Here is a 17,869-nt window from a genome sequence, read left to right on the forward strand (position 1 = left end):
TTTTTAAACCATACGGCCACTTTTCGGTTTGACCCACGTCAATCCGGGCAAAGCCCGTCCCGCCGCCGTGCCGTCCAGCAGCGCTCCGGCGGTTTTCCCGGGCGGCCTCGCCGGGGAAACGATGCGGTAAATTCAAACTAGTTCTGTTTTACGGAATCTCGTCAAGCCCCCAATCGAAAATATTTCGCTTTACCGGAATTCTGATTTACGATATTGGTCGCCCCAGCCCGCGCCACCATGAGGGGACGCTTCGCGCGATCGTCACGGAACGTGGCGCGGGTTGCGATGGACGCTGCGGCGTCAGGTGGCAGCATGATCCCGGAAAAGTGGAATCCGGCTTTCCGATAAGGATCATGCCCAAATAAAGCCGCCCGACGAAACGTTCGCAGCGTACGGCGAAATCGTGTGGTCCTGGCGCCGCGACCCTGGCGTCTATCCCCGCCGGCCTGTGCTGGCAGGGCAACGGGGGCAAAACAGGCCGTTCCCCGGGGAGAGCGCGACATAAGCCGCAAAGCCATTGCGCGGGGCGGCCTCGCGTAGCTTGCGCAGCAAGCGTGGACGGGTCGTCGCTCGCTCCTCGCAATTGTCAATGTTCACTAATCCTGCCACAGATCAGGCCGGATTCTTGTGACTACGCAGCCACACGACTCGGTCTTACAAGCAGATCGGCCGGAATTTTCCACGCCTCGCTTATCTTGTAGATCATCTCGACCGTCAGAGGACGCCGCCGATTCAGCAATTCGGATGCACGCGATCGCGAGCCGAGCAATTCGGCGAGCTCAGCCTGCGAGTGTCCGAGTTCTTCGATCGCGTAATGGAGCAGATCGATCGGATCGGAATCGTCGGCATCGGACCAACGGCGGTCCTCGTACTTTTCGACGAGTGTCACGAGAATGTCGAGCTTGTCGCCGTCCTCGGTTTCAGGCGCAGCACCCCACAGTCTTTCAATCTCGCGGAGGGCTGCGACGTGATCCTCATCGTTCCTGATCGGTCTAATTTCCATTGCGTCACCTAGAACTGCGAAACTTTCAACGCGTCAATCCTGTCGTACTCGGCATGGGTACCGATGAACTTGATGAACGCCGTCTCTCTCAAGAAGTCGAAAGCGACGATCATTCGGAAATTGCCGCCCGCAACTTCAAATCTCGCGCGCTCGCCGTTGAGAATCTTCGCCTTGGGCGCAGCAAGCCGAACGTCCTCCATCGACTTCCACTTGGCGGCCCTTACCAACGTTCGCCAGCGACCGAGCGGCACCTTGGTCTCGGGATGCTTCTCGGCAAAGGAAGCCAGCATGCGCCAAGAAATAATCCTCATAGCCCAATATGTTCCCAATACGGGAACAATGCAAGATAAAAACAAACGGCGGGGAAATAGCCCCGCCGTCCGAAACACGATTGAAGGTCGGATGATCTCACATCATCCCGATGTCGAACATCTTGGGCAGTTGCGCCAGCGGCACCGCGGCGGCGCCGATGACGCTCGCCACCATCGCCATCAGGGTGCGGTTGCTGCGGCGCTTGCCGCGCATTTGCCCGGCGAGCCACTGCAGCGCTTCGGTGTTTGCCTTGATGGCCTGCGCCGGCGCCCAGCTCTCGATCGCGGTATCCGCGGCGAGCGCCACCGTACGCGGCGGCACCTTCAAGCCCGCCTCGGCGGCGGCATGATGGGCGACCGCCTTGGTCAGGAGATCGTCGAAACGGCCGCCGTCGCTGCGTTCGGCCGCGGCGTCGTGAATTTCGAACAACGCCTCGACTTCGGCGCGGCACACCGGCTCGTGCTCGACGGCGGCGGCGGTGAGGATGCGCACGCACCAGGCGGCGTCATCGGCATCGAGCGCGCGGGAGAAATGGATGCGGCCTTTGGTGGTGGGACCTTCGCCGGTGATCACGCCGTCGCGGACGACGGTCAGGGCATGGGCGGCGGTGTTGCGGCAGGACGGCTCAAGTGCGCCATTCGCGGCGGCCTTGGTACTCGGGGCAGACATAATGGGACTTCTCAATTCCTTTGTTCTGATCCAGCATTTCCATGCCGGACGTGAACGGGCGGTTAACGAATCAAAACCGGCGCTTCGACATTTTTAGATGGTTGCCGATTTGTCGCTTTCTGCCACGCCGTGGTTGGGGCCGGGCGTGATGAAGGTCATAAAAGGCGAAAACGGGGCAGAGCCACAAATTCGTCCGACGATTTTTCGCGGCAGGGGCGCGCGCGAAAAGAAGGTGCTAGAACCCAGCGCGGACGGAGAAGGATTTCATCTTCTACCTGAAGGCATTCACTTAAACCCCCGCCAAGCCTATACTCCGTCGGGACAAAATTTCCCTGTAACTTGAATGAGATGAGGACGTATCATGCCCCTCCCGATTGGCGCCACCGCCCCTGACTTCGAAGCCCAGACCACCGAAGGAAAAATCAGGTTCCATGACTGGATTGGCAACAGCTGGGCCTTGCTGTTCTCGCATCCGAAGGATTTCACGCCGGTCTGCACGACCGAACTCGGCACGCTCGCCAAGCTGAAGCCGGAATTCGACAAGCGCGGCGTCAAGCTGATGGGCCTGTCGGTCGATGCGGTCGATCGCCACGCCAAATGGTCCGAAGACATCAAGGAGACGCAAGGCGCGGCGCCGAACTATCCGATGATCGGCGACACCGATTTCAACGTCTCGAAGCTGTACGAGATGCTGCCGGCCTCGACTTCCGGCGATCCCCTCACCCGCACGCCGGCCGATAACCAGACCGTGCGCAACGTCTTCATCATCGGGCCGGACAAGAAGATCAAGCTGGTGCTGGTCTACCCGATGACGACCGGCCGCAATTTCCAGGAAATCCTGCGCGTCATCGACTCGCTGCAGATGACCGCCAAGCATCGCGTTGCGACGCCGGCCGACTGGAAGCAGGGCGAGGACGTCATCATCGCCGGCTCGGTGTCCGACGACGAGGCCAAGACGATCTATCCGCAGGGCTGGAAGGCGCCGAAGCCCTACCTGCGCATCGTGCCGCAGCCCAAATAAAGGTCTCAGCCGTCATTGCGAGGAGAACAGCGACGACCCGTCTACGCTTGCTGCGCAAGCTACGCCGGGCTGGGAGTCCGCCGAAGCTCGGAGAGCGAAGGCGGAAGCAATCCATTTCTCCCGACGCAGCACTATAGATTGCTTCGCTTCGCTCGCAATGGCGGTCAGCCCCTCGGCACCAGCCAATTCGCAATCAACAACCCGGCGGTCGATGAGACCGCCGTCACCACCGCCCCCCAGCTGACGTCTACGACGGCCACCGCCCAGCTCCAGTTCCTGAGCAGCGCCAGCGAGGTGAGATCGAAGGTCGCGTAACAGAAGAAACCGAACAGCGCGCCGAACAGCAGCGTGTCCTGCCAGGTCGCCGATGCCGAACCGGACACGAAGATCACGACGCCGACGACGTAGAGCAGATAGAACAGCACCGCCGGCACCAGCTTCAGCTCGCCCAGCATGTTGCCGACCTGCGAGGTGAAGAAATCCCTGGCGACGATGCCGAGGAACAGGAAGTCGAGCGGAACAAGGACGAACAGCGTCGCCAGATAGAGCACGGCATATCGGTTCACGGCAGCCTCCCGCGCGCCCGCAAGGGCGCGCCCTCAGGTCCATCCGGAGTTACGCTGCAGATCGTCCCCGGTTTCAGCCGCCGGGGGACGGCGGGCCTGCGTTACGCCGCCCGCACGCCGCTGAGGAACTTGTCCACCTCGGCCTTCAGATGCAGGCTCTCGCCGGACAACGCCTGTGCCGCCTCGAACATGCGGCCCGAGGTCTCGCCGGTCTCGCCGGCGCCGCGCGCGACGTTGCCGACATTGAGCGCAACCGACGCGGTGCCGGTGGCGGCGGCGCGGACGCTGTGGGCGATGTTCGCCGTCGCCGCACTCTGCTGTTCCACCGCCGCCGAGATCGAGTTGGCGATTTCGCTGATGCGCTCGATGGTCTGGCCGATCGCCTTGATGGCGGCGACCGACTCCTCGGTCGCGATCTGCATGTTGCCGATCTGGCTGGAGATCTCCTCGGTCGCCTTGGCGGTCTGCCCCGCAAGGCTCTTCACCTCCTGGGCGACGACCGCAAAGCCGCGGCCGGCATCGCCCGCGCGCGCCGCCTCGATGGTGGCGTTGAGCGCGAGAAGGTTGGTCTGCTCGGCGATCGAGGTGATCAGCTTCACCACGTCGCCGATGCGCGTGCCCGCCTGCGACAGCTCGGTGATGCGCTGGTCGGTGGCCTCGGCCTGGCGAACGGCTTCAGCGGCGATGCCGTTGGATTCCTGGACGCGGCGGGTGATCTCCGCGATCGAGCTCGACAGCTCGTCGGAGGCGGCGGCCGCGGTGCGGACGTGCTCGGAAGCGGTTTCCGAGGCGCTGGCCGACTCGCCGGAGAGTTCGGCGGTGGTGCGCGCGGTTTCCGTGAGCTGGCGGGCAATGCGCTCGAACTCGCCGGAGGAATTCATCACCTTGTCGAGGATGCCGCCAACACCGGTCTGGAAATCATCGACGAAGTGCCGCAGTTCCGCCTTGCGCTGCTCGGCGGCGGCCGCAGCCGCAGCAGCCTGCTCGTTGCGCATCCGCTGGCGCTCCTGGGCGTTGCTCTTGAACACGGCCACCGTGCGGGCGATCTCGCCGATCTCGTCGTGGCGATTCTCGCAGTCGATGGCGACGTCGCTCTTGCCTTCCGCGATCGCGGTCAGCGAAGCGGTCACCGAGGTCAGCGGCCTGGTGATGCGGCGGACGATCAGCATCGTGAGCAGCATCACGATCAGCGCCGCGATGCCGGCCGCGATCGCCATGGTCTGCATCGTCTGCGCCAGCATGCTCTCGAACTCGGCCATGGGGATGCCGATGAAGAGCAGACCGATCACCTTTCCGGACGCATTCATGATGGGATGATAGGCCGTCATGAACGACTTTCCGAACAGCACTGCCGGGCCCTTGTAGGCCTGGCCCTTGCGCACAACGCTCTGACCGGGGTGATCGGGCGCGAGCTGGGTGCCGACGGCGCGATCACCGTTCTCCTTCTTCAGATTGGTCGAGCGGCGCATGAACTGGTTGCTGGCGTCGTCATAGACGAACAGCGTGGCAACGCCACCGGTGTAGGACACCGCGCGGTCGACGATCGCGTGGTCCTTGAACTCCGGCATCTTGGCCATCTCGGCCTTGGTGACGGCGCCGTTGCTGACGGCGATCTTGGCCTCGGGGAAGGTCTCGGCAAAGGCCAGCGCCAGGGTGCGCAGATTGACCTCGATGTCGCGGAATGCCCGTTGGTTGAACTCCGACGACAGCGACCACCAGGCGGCGCCGATGACGAGGCCGGTATTCATTGCAATCAAGAGGATGGCGGAAATGACGGCCTTGGTACCCAGCTTGAGCTTGAGCGACGGCATGATTTTCCCCAAACGCATGTCAGCCATGCAGAAGTGCCTGAAATCGTGTCACATTTGACGGTTTTTCTTTACAATTGCATTAACGAACACAACCCACAGGAACTACTGAGGAATTCATTGCGCGCATGACGAGCCCTCGAACCATCGTTGTGTGGCTTCGCGACGACCTGCGTCTCTCCGATCATCCGGCCCTTCATGCCGCGGCGAAGGCTGGCGGACCGGTTGTCTGCGTGTACGTTTTCGACGAGGCGAGCGCGGCGCGCCCGCTTGGCGGCGCGGCGCGATGGTGGCTGGCACAATCGCTGCGCGCATTGCAGGAAAGCCTGCAATCGGCCGGCGCACAGCTCGTGCTCCGCAAGGGCGAGGCGGCCCAGGCGATCGCGGCGGTCGCGAGAGAGAGCGATGCGGCTGCGGTGTACTGGAACGACATCGCGCAGGCGCCGCATCGCGCAGCGGTCGATCGGGTCAAGGCCGCGCTTGGCGAAATCGGCGTTGCCGCGCAGAGCTTCGCCGGCGACCTCCTCCTCTCGCCGGAAAACATCCGCAACAAGGAGAACCGCGGCTTGCGGGTGTTCACGCCGTTCTGGCGGCGGGTGCAAGCGCTCGGCGATCCGCCCGCGCCGCTGCCGGCGCCGAAGAAACTTGTGGCTGGACCCAGGCTCTCCAGCGACGCGCTCGAAAGCTGGCAGCTCGAGCCGACGCGCCCGGACTGGGCCGGCGGCCTGCGCGAGAGCTGGACGCCGGGCGAAGCGGCCGCGCAACAGCGGCTGAGAGCCTTTCTCGACGACGTCGCCGGCTATGCCAGTGAGCGCGACCGGCCCGACCGCGAGGGCACGTCGCGGCTCTCGCCGCATCTGCGCTTCGGCGAGATCAGCCCGCGGCAGGTCTGGCACGCCGCGCGTTTTGCCGCTGCCGAGCACCCGCGCCGCGCCGCCGACATCGACAAGTTCCTGAGCGAGCTCGGCTGGCGCGAATTCTGCCGGCACCTGCTCTACGACGTGCCCGATCTTGCCGGGCGCAATCTGCAATCCTCCTTCGACGCGTTTCCGTGGAAGCGGGACAACAAGGCGTTGCGCGCCTGGCAGCGTGGCCAGACCGGCTACCCCATCGTCGATGCCGGCATGCGCGAGCTCTGGCACACCGGCGTGATGCACAACCGCGTGCGCATGGTGGTCGCCTCGTTCCTGGTCAAACATCTCCTGATCGACTGGCGCGACGGCGAAAAATGGTTCTGGGACACGCTGGTCGATGCCGATGCCGGCAGCAATCCTGCCAACTGGCAGTGGGTTGCGGGTTCCGGTGCAGATGCCGCGCCGTACTTCCGTGTCTTCAATCCGATCCTGCAAGGCGAGAAATTCGATCCCGACGGCAACTATGTGCGGCGCTGGGTGCCGGAGCTGGCGCGCTTGCCGGACAAGATGATCCATCAGCCGTGGGAGGCGACGCCGCTCGAGCTCGCGGCTGCCGGTGTGGAGCTCGGCAAGAGCTATCCGCATCCGATCATCGATCACAAGGCGGGACGCGAGCGCGCGCTGAAGGCCTATGCGAGCATCCGCAATGATTGATCGCTTACGCGCGGCGATTGACCAGGAACACGGCGGCGGCGCAGGCCACCATGCCTGCTATCGCGACCGCATCGAGCCGTTCGTCGAACAGGACGAAAGCCATCAGCGCGGTCACCGCCGGCACCAGATAGAACAGGCTCGCCACCGAGGTCGCAGCCTGATGCCGGATCAGCCAGTACAGCAACCCGATCGATCCGATCGAGAGCACCACGGCAAGCCAGCCCAGCGCGAGGACGAACTCCGCGGTCCAGTGCACGGTGCGGTTCTCGAACAGGAACGCCGCGATGGTGAAGAACACGGCAACCGCCACGTACTGCACGAGATTGCCGCTGCGCCAGTCGATGCGGTTGCAGTAGCGGCGCTGGTAGAGGGTGCCGAGCGTGATACTGACCAGCGACACCGCCGACGCGACCCAACCCCAGCCCGCCTGCCCGCTCATCGGCCGGTCGTGCAGAATGAGCGCGACACCGGCGAGCCCGAGCAGCAAGCCGCCCCATTGCAGCGGCGTGACGCGCTCGCCCAGCCAGCGATTGGCGATGGTCGAGGTCAGGATCGGCTGCAGGCCGGGAATCAGCGCGGAAAGGCCCGCGGGGATCGACAGCGAGATCGCCACTGCCGTTCCACCCAGATAGAAGCCGTGCACGAGAATGCCGGCCATGATGCTGTGGCCGATCTCGCGGCCCTTCGGCCAGGCCGGCCGGGCTATGGCGCAGATGATGGCCATCAGCACCACCACGACCGCCATGCGGATTGCGAGATAAGTCAGCGGATCGGCATTGTGGATGACGTATTTGGTGCCGACAAAGCCGGTGCTCCAGAGCACGACGAAAATCGCCGGCGCCGCGCGAGCGGCGAATTTGTCGAAGCCGTAAGTCATTTGGCGCGCACTACTGCCCAATCCTGTGCTATCCGGCAACACCCATCGCCGAAGGGCCGCCCGCCCGCTTTCACATAACGACACGAGACAAGAGGAATCGTCATGGACGTACGCGCCGCCGTCGCCACCGCCGCAGGCAAGCCGCTGGAGATCACGACCGTCCAGCTCGAGGGACCGCGCGACGGCGAAGTGATGGTCGAGATCAAGGCGACCGGCGTCTGCCACACCGACGAATTCACCCTCTCCGGCGCCGATCCCGAAGGCCTGTTTCCCGCGATCCTCGGCCATGAGGGCGCGGGCATCGTCGTCGACGTCGGCAAGGGCGTGACGTCAGTGAAGAAAGGCGATCACGTCATTCCGCTGTACACGCCGGAATGCCGGCAGTGTCCGTCGTGCCTGTCGCGCAAGACCAACCTCTGCACCGCGATCCGCGCGACACAAGGCCAGGGCATGATGCCGGACGGCACCTCGCGCTTCTCGATCGGCGGCAAGCCGATTCATCACTACATGGGCACCTCGACCTTCGCGAATTTCACGGTGCTGCCGGAAATCGCAGTCGCGAAAATCCGCGAGGACGCGCCGTTCGACAAGGTCTGCTACATCGGCTGCGGCGTCACGACGGGCATCGGCGCGGTCATCAACACCGCCAAGGTGGAACAAGGCGCGAAAGCGATCGTGTTCGGGCTCGGCGGCATCGGGCTCAACGTGATCCAGGGCCTGCGGCTCGCCGGCGCCGACATGATCATCGGCGTAGACATCAATCCCGACCGCAAGGCATGGGGCGAGCGGTTCGGCATGACCCACTTCGTCAACCCCAAAGACGTCGGCAAGGACCTCGTCCCTCACCTCGTCAACATGACCAAGGCGGGCGCCGACCAGATCGGCGGCGCCGACTACACCTTCGACTGCACCGGCAACGTCACCGTGATGCGGCAGGCGCTGGAAGCCTGCCACCGCGGCTGGGGCCAGTCGATCATCATCGGCGTGGCGCCCGCGGGCGCGGAGATTTCAACGCGGCCGTTCCAGCTCGTCACCGGGCGCGTCTGGAAGGGCACCGCGTTCGGTGGCGCGCGCGGCCGCACCGACGTGCCGAAGATCGTCGACTGGTACATGCAGGGCAAGATCCAGATCGACCCGATGATCACGCATGTGATGCCGCTCGCGAAGATCAACGACGCGTTCGAGCTGATGAAGCGCGGCGAGTCGATTCGCGGCGTGGTGACGTTCTAGTCGCTTCGTCGCTATCGGTCGTCATACCCCGCGCATGCGGGGTATCCAGTACTCCGGGACCTATCGTTGAGATGACTGACTGCTCTGGAATACTGGATCGCCCGCCTTCGCGGGCGATGACGGTCGCAGCCTCACCACTCTTCCGGACAGGGATCGACGATCTTCCAGAGATCGGCGCCGTTCTTGATCTTCTTCATGTCGGTGGTGAGCCCGCCATTGCGGCGGATCCAGTCCTTCACCGTATCGGGGTAATAGGACATCAGGTCCGAGGTGCCCTCGGAGCTGGTGACCTTGATGCCGAACGTGAAGGCCTTGTCGTAATAGGCGAGGTGGAAGCCGAGGCTCGCCTTCGGGGTCACGCAGATCTTGTTCATCGGCACGATGCCGAACACCAGCGTGCAGGCGGAATTGCAGATGCCGTCGATGATGACGCGCTCGCCCTTGTCGCGGATGCGCTTGTACTTGGACTTGTATTCCTCGACATAGCCGCCGTGGTCGCGCGTGATGTGGAGGTCGGCGCGCGCCGGGCCTGCGGCAAGTCCGAACAGGGCAATCAGGGCAAGAAGCGTGATGCGCATAGGGTCGAGGTACCGGAACTGCCTTCGAGAGACGTGAAATTGCCAGTCCAGAACTGGACCAAGCCCGAAGACTCTGGCGGGACTGTGTTGGGAATTCGTTAAGTATCCCAAACCGGAGGAAAAATCGTCCCTATGGCCATTTTTCCGCACTTTCGGGCCCAATTTGCGTAAGATGGGGGTCCGGACCGGCCCAAAAGCCCCCGGATTGCCTGGGGATAGCGGAGTATCGTGATGAGGAAATTGAAGCTTTTCGCCGCCGCCGGCCTGCTCGCGGCAGTCGCCGTCGCCCCGAGCCTCGCCGAGGCCCGCCAGCATCACCGCTATTTCCGCGCCAACCCGCTGCCCTACCCGATCAGCTACCTGCACAATTACGGCCCCGGCCCCGCGCCCGGCACCTTCGCCTATTACGACGGCCCGGCCACGGTGAAATGCCGCCAGAGCGCCGCCGCCTATATCGGCCAGGACGGCAGGCGGTATCCCTGCTACTGAGCCGGTTCTGGCAGGGCCTTGTTCTGGCAGAGGCTTGCCGGTTCTGCTAATCGACCGGACACGCGCTCGTAGCTCAGCTGGATAGAGCATCGGATTTCGATTCCGAGGGTCGGAGGTTCGAATCCTTCCGAGCGCGCCATTTCCAATCTTGTCCAACCCGGACACATAGGTAACAGACCCTACCTAAAACATGGGTGACAACCCCGTGCCGAACGGGTTGTGCCGGCTGGTACTATTTCAGCGAGATGTAAGCCAGTTCACTTGTTAGTCCCCCTGTTACGGCAGATGCTCCACCCGCCGGACGATTTGAAAGGGAATTGCAGATGAAGCGGATACTTGCATCATTGATTTTCGTGGGACTTTGTCTTGCCGCCACGGCCTCCTTCGCCGCGGACGCGCGCAACATCAACGTCATCAACGAAACCGGCTACGCAATTAAATTCCTGGGGTTCAATGGCCCCGACGACGGACTGGAAGAATGGGATAACGAGCTCGACGGCACCTTGAAGAACCAGCAGAGCGCATACGTCGAATTCGACGATGACGACGACGGCTGCGTCTGGAATATCAAGGTGATCTGGGCAAACTACGACGAAGCTGTCCTCTGGCGGAACGTCAACCTCTGCAAGTTCACGGCGCTGAGGTTGCGCTATGACCACGGGACCAAGAAAACGTCCTTCCTGGCCGAGTGATTGCCGGCCCTTTCACCTGATCCCGGGCCTCCCAAACGGCACATCCCCCGAATCCTTGTCGGCCCCGGTTCGCCGGGGTCGTTGCTTGTGCCTTCGGAAGGTCCATCAGGGCCCAGGTTCCCGGCGTCGAGGGTTCCCACGAAACAATTATCCGGACCTGACGAAAAACTCCGGAAACAAGACGGCGCCTATGGTGGCAACAACCAATAATGCAGGTGGCGTCATGGATATCGTAGCAGCGTTCCTGGCCCTGGTGAGCATTGGCGTGTTTGCGGCCCATACCCTGGACGCAATGCGCACGGGTTAGCTCTCCGCTGGCAGCTTGACACCCCACTTTCCCCGGCCCTAGCTTCATTCCAGGTCGGCTAGGCGACCTACGGGCCGCGTAAAGGGTTCAACCCGCCTTTTCAGCTACCGATGCTGACGTCCCTTCTTTCTGCCCGTGATGCGGTCGCCGGGCGCCTGGAAAGAAGGTGTCCCATGCCGCAGGCATTGCCCGCGAATCCCGATCTTGACTGGTTGAAGAAAGCCGCGAAGAAACGGCTCGCCGAACTGCGCGTTCGCGCGCCCGACGCCAAGCTGCATCTCGCGCAGCTCGCCGTTGCCAACGATTGCGGCTTCAAGAGCTGGCGCGCGCTGAAAGCGCATGTCGATGGAACCAATGGCGCAACCGACGGGCGGGAGCGCGTCTTCAAAGCCGCACGCGACGGCGACGTCGAGGCGGTGCGCCGCGCCTTTGCCTCCGGCTTCGACCCGGCGACGCAGGACCGCGACGGGCGGACGGTCTACCAGATTGCCAAGGAGCTGCGACATGCCGCCATCGAGCTACTGACGCAGGGTATCCAGGGCGGCCGCCTCTATCCGGACGCCGGGCAGGACAAGGTGCAAGCCATCATGAGCGCCGCCCAGTCCGGCGATGTCGCAGAACTTGCCGAGCGGCTCGATGAAGATCCGGAGTTGACCGGCGCGCTCGGTGGACGCGGGTTCGAAAAAGCCACGCCTTTGGCGCTTGCGGCGCTGCGCAACCGGCACGGCGCGGCCCGGCTGCTGATCGAGCGCGGCGCCGATCCGAACATTCGCGACGACAAGTTCGAGGCGACGGCATTGGGCTGGGCGGAGTATTTCGGCCGGCAGGATTTCGCCGAGTTGATCCGCGCAAAGGGCGGCGTGCTTTAGCGCCGGCTGCCGCGTCAGCCGCCGAAAAAAAGGCCCCGCCGACCTGGAGGGTCCGGCGGGGCCAGAGGTATCACCGCGTTGCTCAAATTGCGCGGATGGACATCACTCTATCGCGCGCCAGTAAAGGCCGGCTTCAAGGCGCTAACGGAAACCGGCAAATGCGCTAAGAATCATCTCCCGGTTGTTTGAAGGTATCTCGGGCGGGTCTAGGATCGACCTTTTCAGGAGGCTCATTTGAAAACGATCCTTATCCTGATGGTGATTTCGCTGTTCGCCGCGCCCGCAGCCCGGGCGCAGTCGCTGGTGGACCCGACCAAGGTTGCGCCCGAATACCGGGAGGCCGCGGAGAAGCGGCGGGCCGAACAATTGAGACAGCGCGAGTGTGCGCAAAAGGCGGATACGGCGAAAATCCTGCCGCGCGATCGCACCGCCTATCTCAATCAGTGCCTGGATGCCCTGGCTGCCAAGCACTAGTCCGCACGGCTCCGCCCGTCTCGGAAAGACCGGCGCAACGCTTTCCCCATCCCTTTGCGGGCGCCCGCCGCTAGCAGCCCGGGGATTGTCCTTGCCAGCGGCGTCCTGACCACGCCGCGACCGCCCACAAGGGATGCCCCGCCCGGCCAGGCCGGGAAGGGGACTTTCCGGGATTTTTCTGATATCCGAGCGTCCGCTACCTGCCACAGGTTGCAGTGGCCTGCCGTTCGGAATTGCACGTGAATGATCGTTCGTTTCGCCGATTTTGAGTTCGACCAGATCCGGGCCGAGCTGCGCGGACCCGACGGCCAGCCCATCAAGCTGCGGGCGAAAACCTTCGACATGCTGGCGCTGTTTGTCGCCAATCCCGGCAGGGTGCTGAGCAAGCAGGAGCTGATGCGAGCCGTCTGGCCGAACGTCCATGTCGGCGAGGACAACCTCTTCCAGTGCATCCGCGAGCTCAGGCAGGCGCTGCGGGACGACCGGCGCCGTTTGGTGAAGCTGGTCTCGGGCGGGGCTATCTGTTCGATGTCGAGGTCACGGCGATGTCGACCGGGGAACCCGGGCGCGCCGAAAATTCGGGTGCAGCCGGCTTGGCGCCGCCTGACGCTGCCGTCGCCGCCCAAACACCGCCGCGGCGCTTCTTCGGTCTCAGCGGACCTGCCGCGCTCGCCGGCGCCGCCGGCGTCGTCGCGATCGTCGGCCTTGCGGCGGCAGCGCCGATCGTCGCACCCGGCCTGTTCAGGCCCGCGACGACGACGATCGCGGTGATGTCGATTGCCGTCGCAGACGGCGACGGCCAGGCCGCCGCCATGGCGCGAGGCGTGGCCAGCCAGCTCACCGATGGCCTCGCCGGCATCAACAACATCCGCGTCGTGACGCCACCGGAGTCCCATGCCGCGGCGCTGACTGCATCCGCCCGGCCCGTGACAGCCGACTTCACGATCAGCAGCGAACTGGAGAAGAGCGAACAGTCCTGGATCCTGCGGGCACGCCTGGTCAGAACCGCCGACCAAGAGGTCCGGCCGATCGCCTCGATCGCGGTCGATATCAGGGAACCCGATCCGCAGCTTCAGCAAACGCGCCTCGCTGCCGGCGTGGGCCATGCACTCGCGCTGCGCATCAACGCCCTGCTCCATGACCGGCCGGCAACGACCTCTGCCGGCACACAGGCGGCCATCGAACAGGCTACCGCCTCCATCACACAGACCTCGCGCGAGCGCTTTGCGGTGGCGCAGACGATGCTCGAGAAGGCGCTCGCAGCCGAGCCGGACAACGTCGATCTCGCCGTTGCACTCGCCGGGATGCAGCTGCGCGGCATCCAGATGGTCTGGTACAGCCCGCAGGACGCAGCGGCGGCCGAAGCCGGCGCTACGGCGAGCCTCGATCGCGCGCTGCGGGCGAAACCCGAATACGTTCCGGTGTTGCAGACCGCCTGCCGTTTCCAGACCGCCATCAACCAGTTCGCCGAGGCGCTGGTGACCTGCGCGAGGGCGCTCAAATTCGATCCGTGGAACGGATCGGTGCTGTATGCCATGGGGCTCTCGCAGCTCAACCTCGGGCGTTTCGAGGATGCGCTGGCGACGTTCCAGCAGGCCCACCGCTTCGACACGCCGGAGGTTTCGCGCTGGACCTGGCTGCTCGGCGCCGGATGGGCCAATCTGATGCTCGGGCGTTTCGAGGATGCGCTGCCCTGGCTGCAGCGCTCGATCGCCATCACACCGGCATCGGGCCGGCCTTATCTGCTGGTATCCGCGGCCTATCAATTGTCAGCGCGGCCGGAAGAGGCGAAAGCGACGATGAAGAAGGCGCTCGAATTGCGCCCCGGCTCTACCGCCGAGAACACCCCGCCGCCGTTCAAGAACGCCAGTCCGATCTTCGTCAACGGTATCGAACGGATCTTGCAGGCAAACATCGCCGCCGGATTGCCGGAACGCTGAGCGCAACCCGCAGAAATCGCTGCGCGATTGTGATGGGCGCGGCTACAATAGCCGCACCATGATCCGCGCCGTCGCCGCCCTGCTTGCCCTGCTCTGCACGTCTCCGGTCACGACCGAGACGATCAATCTGCGCGGCCACGGCGAGATCGACCTTGCGCCCTTCGCCTGCACCGACACGCCGCGCAGCACGGTGGTGCAGCGCGTCTGCTACGACGAGGCTCGGCGCCGTCTGCTGGTGAACGCCGGCGGCGCCTACTCGGAATATTGCCACCTGCCCGCCGAGACCTATCAAGCCTTCGTCGTCGCGCCATCGATGGGCCAGTTCTTCCGGCAGCGCATCGCGTCGCCGGCGACACCATTCGCCTGCGATCCCAAGAACTGAAAAGGCCGCACGTGTGCGGCCTTCGGTCGAAAATCGGAAATTTGGCTTACCAAGTGCTGGTGCCGAACACACCGTAACGCGCGATACGCATCGGCTGGCCGGTGGCCTTGGCGATCTTGCGCTTCTTCACCACGGCGGTGTCGGCCTTCTTCGGCTCGACGGGAGCAAACTGGGCAAAGGTCTCGCGCACGCGGGCCTTCGGGGTAATCTCGGGCGCCGCCTCCGGACCGGGAAGCGCGGCCTGCACGACCGGCGCGGTCTGGGTCTGGGCGACCCTCGGAGCGACGGTCGGTTGCGTCGTGTCGAACACGACGCGCTCGGGCCACTTCTGATCGGACTTGATGCGCAGGGTGGACTTGTCAACCGTGCCGGCGCTCTGCATGCCGCTATCGGCCGCTGCCTTGGGCGAGAAAAAATCGAATGCAAACAGCAGGGCCATCAGAGCTCCGCCAACAAACAAAAAATATCGTGCCAAGGGCATCATTTCCGTCACCGCTCAAAACCGCGGACTGCGCGGACCCACCCGCCAAAACGGCCGGTATGACAATTAGTTCCCGGCACCCCTGCATGGTTCATCGGGCGTAGTAACTTTTTCGGGAGTGACGGCCGGTCTTGCCCGCTGCAATGCGGAATCGGGGTTAAACGCGGCTTGCCGCGACTAGCGCACATTTAGCTTTATCGGCATTAACGTTGACAAAGCCGACGTGAAGCCGGGTGAAGGTCTTGCGGCTCTTCATCTCCACGGGCTGGCCGATCACGCGCCTGCGGTCGGTCAGATGGCTGCCGTCGCGCCGGGCAAAGGCACAGGCGATCTCGATATCCTTGACCGCGTAGTCGTTGCCATTGCGTAGCGTGAAGGTGATCAGCGCCTTCGAGCCAAGGCCGCCCCGCCGCCAAGATTGCGAAGAGATCTTCAGGCCGTCGAGCGGCGATGCTTCCGGCACCGCCGCGGTCGTGGCGGCCTGGGCTGGATCCGGGAGAGCCGGCGCTGCCGCCTGCGTAACCCTGGCGGTCTCCTCGGCGGGTCGGGCGGCGGCCGACGGCTCGGAAGCTGGCTTGTCCTCGGCGTCGCTGAGCGTGGGCCACATCACCCAGGCGAGGCTGCCGGCAATGACGACCGCCGCAAAGCCGGCCCCGAAACCGGCAATCGACCGAGCGCGCCTCGTCATGGCCATCCCCTTCCGCCGGGCCGAAGCCGGCGCATCAAAAAAGCCGTAGCGTTTCTCTTCGCACGGCTCTCAAGGACAGCCGCTACGGGTCCGCCACTCCTGCTCAACGCTTCCACGCCCGTCTGGTTGCATACCGCCACGGCAATATTGCGACGCTCACTGACGGCGGAGGATGGCACTGGCCCTACCCGGCCGCTAGATTTGCACTGCAACGACCAACAATCCGCGGGACTGCGAGGGAGACCACGATGCCTGTTGTGACCTGGGACCACGTTCACTTGCGCAGCCCTGACCCCGAGGCGACCGCAGCCTGGCTGCGCGATATCCTCGGTGGTGAGATCGTGCGCGGCCCCGGCCGCATCGACGTCAAGCTCGGCGGCGCCAATGTCTTCATCGCGCCGGTCACGAACGGCGACGGCGTCAACGCCCCGCCGGTGACGCCCTATCAGGGGCTCGATCATTTCGGCCTCACCGTGAAGGACATCGACGCGGTCGCGGCCGAGATCAAGGCCAAGGGCGTCGAATTCACGAAGGAGCCGACCACCATCCGCCCCGGCGTGCGCATCTGCTTCCTGCGCGGCCCGCAGGGCATCTCGATCGAGTTGCTCGAGCGCGACACGAAATACGCGTGATGCGGCGTCCCGCATCGCTGACCCTCATGGTGAGGAGGCGCCTTGGCGCCGTCTCCGGACGATGCTCCGCATCGCCGGGAGAACCATGAGGCCACAGGCGGGCCTTCATCCTTCGAGACGCGCGCTGATGCGCGCTCCTCTGGATGAGGGGTTAGAGTCGAACTCAACCTGTCTACGTCATGCTCCCCGGCATGAAGCACCGTATCGTCAGGCCGCCCCACCCCTTGATCGGCCAAACCATGGTCCGGCCGGCGCGGTTGGGCTCGGTGATGACCGCATCCTCAGGCACGTCGTGCCACTCGCCTTCGATCCTGACGCGGTAGTGTCCGCTCTTGCTTTCCCAGTCGGGATCCGCAACCGCGTAGCCGTCGGCATCGGAGCAACATGGGCCCTTGCCGGACTTGAGGCTGTCGAACCACGGCTTCAGCGGTGAGTTGGCGTAGCGGCCATCGTCACGCGCGTGGCTGAATTGGGAGACCAGTCCGAGCAGCAGTGCAAGGCCGGCCACCCGTAGCGGAACCTTGCAACGCCGGACAAGCTGCCGGCCGGACATCCCCGTTTCATGGTCAGTGCATCGGCGCGCGCTAGCGCCGCCGGAAACGATCCAGTTTGTCACCTTTCTCTTGCTCCACCGCCGCGCGCACATTCCGCAAAGTGGGCACAGGTTTTGCGATACGAATGCGCACAAGGCTTTCGTTTTGGAGCACTTCCCCACCGTGAACCGCTACCCACTTGGCAGGACGAGCGCTCACCCCAGTGCAAGAATGACAATGCATAACGCGGGCCAACTCGATTCGCCGCCCGGTAGACTACGGGAGATGCGGTCGCCGGCAGGCAAATCTGCCGCGTTGCGCCGCCTGCCGTGCTTTGGCATAAATACGAATATTGAAACCGGCCGCCGTTGGGCGATGGAGGCCGGGATTTGGGACGTTATGAAGAACGGGCTGTATTCGATCCACGTCACCCTGCTTGACGGGCGCGTCGGCAAGGGCAGCGGAGTGATTCTGTTTCGCGACGGACAGATCCTCGGCGGCGATGCCTATTTGTTTTACACCGGCAGCTACACGGTGAGGGACAACACCTTCAAGGGCGAAGTCCTGGTGCAGCGGCACACCACCCCGCGCGAAAACGACAATCCGTTGTTCGGCGGCCCCGCCGCGGTCGGCATCGGCGTCTCCGGCACCTTCACCGACACGCGCGGCGTGATGAACGGAACGGCTCTGGTCGGCAAGGCCAGCCAGATTTTCGGCGCGACGCTGCACAAGCTCGCGGACGTCAATTAG

At 64.1% G+C, this 17,869-nt stretch carries 23 protein-coding genes and 1 tRNA gene; 14 read left to right on the forward strand and 10 right to left on the reverse strand.

The annotated features are described in order from the left end of the window. Nucleotides 1-631 precede the first annotated feature (631 nt). From HZB49_RS02475 to HZB49_RS02485, 3 genes are all read right to left on the reverse strand, one after another. Nucleotides 632-1,003, reverse strand: a complete 372-nt coding sequence (locus tag HZB49_RS02475) for a helix-turn-helix domain-containing protein (protein ID WP_291608884.1) — start codon at nt 1,001-1,003, stop codon at nt 632-634. A gap of 8 nt (nt 1,004-1,011) precedes the next feature. Beyond that, nucleotides 1,012-1,314 (reverse strand): type II toxin-antitoxin system HigB family toxin, encoded by a 303-nt coding sequence (locus HZB49_RS02480; RefSeq protein ID WP_291608885.1) that lies wholly within the window; start codon nt 1,312-1,314, stop codon nt 1,012-1,014. 97 nt (nt 1,315-1,411) lie between these two features. Beyond that, entirely contained in the window at nt 1,412-1,984 is a 573-nt protein-coding gene (locus tag HZB49_RS02485; protein WP_291608886.1) for a hypothetical protein, read from the reverse strand. Nucleotides 1,985-2,081: 97 nt separating this feature from the next. On the opposite strand from HZB49_RS02485, the gene HZB49_RS02490 reads away from it, so the two are divergent. After that, on the forward strand, nt 2,082-2,327 hold the full coding sequence (locus HZB49_RS02490; protein WP_291608888.1) for a hypothetical protein: 246 nt from the start codon (nt 2,082-2,084) through the stop codon (nt 2,325-2,327). 18 nt (nt 2,328-2,345) lie between these two features. After that, nucleotides 2,346-3,005, forward strand: a complete 660-nt coding sequence (locus tag HZB49_RS02495) for a peroxiredoxin (RefSeq protein ID WP_291608890.1) — start codon at nt 2,346-2,348, stop codon at nt 3,003-3,005. 164 nt (nt 3,006-3,169) lie between these two features. Here HZB49_RS02495 and HZB49_RS02500 read toward each other — a convergent pair whose 3' ends face one another. Both HZB49_RS02500 and HZB49_RS02505 read right to left on the reverse strand, forming a co-directional pair. Continuing rightward, nucleotides 3,170-3,571 (reverse strand): DUF2177 family protein, encoded by a 402-nt coding sequence (locus tag HZB49_RS02500; RefSeq protein WP_291608891.1) that lies wholly within the window; start codon nt 3,569-3,571, stop codon nt 3,170-3,172. Between the two features lie 101 nt (nt 3,572-3,672). Beyond that, nucleotides 3,673-5,409, reverse strand: a complete 1,737-nt coding sequence (locus tag HZB49_RS02505; RefSeq protein WP_291608892.1) for a Cache 3/Cache 2 fusion domain-containing protein — start codon at nt 5,407-5,409, stop codon at nt 3,673-3,675. A 98-nt stretch (nt 5,410-5,507) separates the two neighbouring features. Here HZB49_RS02505 and HZB49_RS02510 point away from each other — a divergent pair, with 98 nt between their 5' ends. Further along, nucleotides 5,508-6,947: a deoxyribodipyrimidine photo-lyase gene (locus HZB49_RS02510; RefSeq protein WP_291608893.1), complete on the forward strand. Its 1,440-nt coding sequence runs from the start codon at nt 5,508-5,510 to the stop codon at nt 6,945-6,947. A 4-nt stretch (nt 6,948-6,951) separates the two neighbouring features. On the opposite strand, the gene HZB49_RS02515 is transcribed toward HZB49_RS02510, so the two are convergent. Further along, on the reverse strand, nt 6,952-7,824 hold the full coding sequence (locus tag HZB49_RS02515; protein ID WP_291608896.1) for a DMT family transporter: 873 nt from the start codon (nt 7,822-7,824) through the stop codon (nt 6,952-6,954). Nucleotides 7,825-7,926: 102 nt separating this feature from the next. Between HZB49_RS02515 and HZB49_RS02520 the strand changes: the two genes are divergently transcribed. Beyond that, nucleotides 7,927-9,054: an S-(hydroxymethyl)glutathione dehydrogenase/class III alcohol dehydrogenase gene (locus HZB49_RS02520; protein ID WP_291608897.1), complete on the forward strand. Its 1,128-nt coding sequence runs from the start codon at nt 7,927-7,929 to the stop codon at nt 9,052-9,054. Between the two features lie 131 nt (nt 9,055-9,185). Here the strand turns inward: HZB49_RS02520 and HZB49_RS02525 are convergent, their stop codons facing one another. Continuing rightward, nucleotides 9,186-9,632: a hypothetical protein gene (locus HZB49_RS02525; protein ID WP_291608899.1), complete on the reverse strand. Its 447-nt coding sequence runs from the start codon at nt 9,630-9,632 to the stop codon at nt 9,186-9,188. 231 nt (nt 9,633-9,863) lie between these two features. Between HZB49_RS02525 and HZB49_RS02530 the strand changes: the two genes are divergently transcribed. From HZB49_RS02530 to HZB49_RS02565, 8 genes are all read left to right on the forward strand, one after another. Continuing rightward, the gene (locus HZB49_RS02530; RefSeq protein ID WP_291608901.1) at nt 9,864-10,121 is read left to right on the forward strand and encodes a hypothetical protein; all 258 of its coding nucleotides are present in this window, start codon (nt 9,864-9,866) and stop codon (nt 10,119-10,121) included. A gap of 62 nt (nt 10,122-10,183) precedes the next feature. Next, nucleotides 10,184-10,260: transfer RNA gene (locus HZB49_RS02535), tRNA-Arg, on the forward strand. Between the two features lie 184 nt (nt 10,261-10,444). Further along, nucleotides 10,445-10,813, forward strand: coding sequence for a hypothetical protein (locus HZB49_RS02540; protein ID WP_291608903.1), 369 nt, complete (start codon nt 10,445-10,447; stop codon nt 10,811-10,813). Between the two features lie 480 nt (nt 10,814-11,293). After that, on the forward strand, nt 11,294-11,989 hold the full coding sequence (locus HZB49_RS02545) for an ankyrin repeat domain-containing protein (RefSeq protein ID WP_291608904.1): 696 nt from the start codon (nt 11,294-11,296) through the stop codon (nt 11,987-11,989). A 255-nt stretch (nt 11,990-12,244) separates the two neighbouring features. Beyond that, entirely contained in the window at nt 12,245-12,463 is a 219-nt protein-coding gene (locus HZB49_RS02550; protein ID WP_291609097.1) for a hypothetical protein, read from the forward strand. A gap of 243 nt (nt 12,464-12,706) precedes the next feature. Next, nucleotides 12,707-13,234, forward strand: a complete 528-nt coding sequence (locus HZB49_RS02555) for a winged helix-turn-helix domain-containing protein (RefSeq protein WP_291608907.1) — start codon at nt 12,707-12,709, stop codon at nt 13,232-13,234. A gap of 764 nt (nt 13,235-13,998) precedes the next feature. Continuing rightward, a complete protein-coding gene (locus HZB49_RS02560; protein WP_291609098.1) occupies nt 13,999-14,403 on the forward strand; it encodes a tetratricopeptide repeat protein in 405 nt (134 codons plus the stop codon). 58 nt (nt 14,404-14,461) lie between these two features. Continuing rightward, the gene (locus HZB49_RS02565; protein ID WP_291608909.1) at nt 14,462-14,785 is read left to right on the forward strand and encodes a KTSC domain-containing protein; all 324 of its coding nucleotides are present in this window, start codon (nt 14,462-14,464) and stop codon (nt 14,783-14,785) included. A 46-nt stretch (nt 14,786-14,831) separates the two neighbouring features. Here HZB49_RS02565 and HZB49_RS02570 read toward each other — a convergent pair whose 3' ends face one another. Further along, the gene (locus HZB49_RS02570) at nt 14,832-15,224 is read right to left on the reverse strand and encodes a hypothetical protein (RefSeq protein WP_291608911.1); all 393 of its coding nucleotides are present in this window, start codon (nt 15,222-15,224) and stop codon (nt 14,832-14,834) included. 199 nt (nt 15,225-15,423) lie between these two features. Then, nucleotides 15,424-15,954 carry a hypothetical protein gene (locus tag HZB49_RS02575; RefSeq protein WP_291608912.1) on the reverse strand — a complete coding sequence of 177 codons (531 nt, stop codon included), beginning with the start codon at nt 15,952-15,954 and terminating at the stop codon, nt 15,424-15,426. Between the two features lie 248 nt (nt 15,955-16,202). On the opposite strand from HZB49_RS02575, the gene HZB49_RS02580 reads away from it, so the two are divergent. After that, nucleotides 16,203-16,586 (forward strand): VOC family protein, encoded by a 384-nt coding sequence (locus HZB49_RS02580; RefSeq protein ID WP_291608914.1) that lies wholly within the window; start codon nt 16,203-16,205, stop codon nt 16,584-16,586. Between the two features lie 172 nt (nt 16,587-16,758). Here the strand turns inward: HZB49_RS02580 and HZB49_RS02585 are convergent, their stop codons facing one another. Further along, entirely contained in the window at nt 16,759-17,139 is a 381-nt protein-coding gene (locus tag HZB49_RS02585) for a hypothetical protein (RefSeq protein ID WP_291608916.1), read from the reverse strand. Between the two features lie 379 nt (nt 17,140-17,518). Between HZB49_RS02585 and HZB49_RS02590 the strand changes: the two genes are divergently transcribed. Continuing rightward, on the forward strand, nt 17,519-17,869 hold the full coding sequence (locus HZB49_RS02590; RefSeq protein WP_291608918.1) for a GrlR family regulatory protein: 351 nt from the start codon (nt 17,519-17,521) through the stop codon (nt 17,867-17,869).

Origin of the sequence: Bradyrhizobium sp. (genome assembly GCF_016219575.1) — a bacterium.
In the GTDB taxonomy this organism is placed as follows: Bacteria; Pseudomonadota; Alphaproteobacteria; order Rhizobiales; family Xanthobacteraceae; genus Bradyrhizobium.